Annotated in this window: 1 protein-coding gene; it reads right to left on the bottom strand. The window is 50.2% G+C overall.

Annotated features, from left to right (window positions below):
• Positions 1-606, bottom strand: a 606-nt coding sequence (locus tag AC1MDJ_RS08425) for a nickel-dependent hydrogenase large subunit (RefSeq protein ID WP_479690461.1), incomplete at both ends; no start/stop codon positions are given.

Below are 606 nucleotides of genomic sequence, written 5' to 3'. Positions count from 1 at the left end.
CAGGCTATACACGGGTCGTAAGAGTGAATGGTCCTGATTACCTCTAGCGGTTTTTTATCGTCTGCTACAGGTGTGCCTACAAGCGATGCCTCATAAGGTCCAGGATTATCAGCCATATCGCGCGGGCTAGCATTCCAAGTAGATGGCACTACCGCTTGATAGTTATGCACCCTGCCACCGCGTATTACGAGCCAGTGTGATAGGGCACCGCGCGGAGCCTCATAGAACCCAACACCCTCATAAGAAAATGAGCCGATTTCAACTGGATTGCAGTAGCTATAGTCGCCCTTTGCAAGGTTATTTTCTAGTAGTGCAAGATTTTCAAGCGCACGAGTGGCGTGTATAGAGCAACGCACAGCACGAGTCAGCTGTCTGCCCATAGTTGAATGCAGACTTGATACGCTGACGCCAGCCTTATTGAGCGCATCATTCAATAGACGAACTGTCAGTTCATCTTTTGCCGCATAAGCCGCTAATAGCTGTGCAAGCGGACCTACTTGGAAAGGTTTGCCATCGTAGCGTGGAGCCTTGCACCAACTATATTTGCCATTCTCGTCAAAGCCTGTGTATTGCGGGTCAGACGAGCCTTCCCACGGATGCTTGCTA

This window comes from Candidatus Termitispirillum reticulitermitis (genome assembly GCF_054655775.1).
Note: the sequence above shows the minus strand (reverse complement) of the source record. Positions and strands in the feature narration are given on the sequence as shown.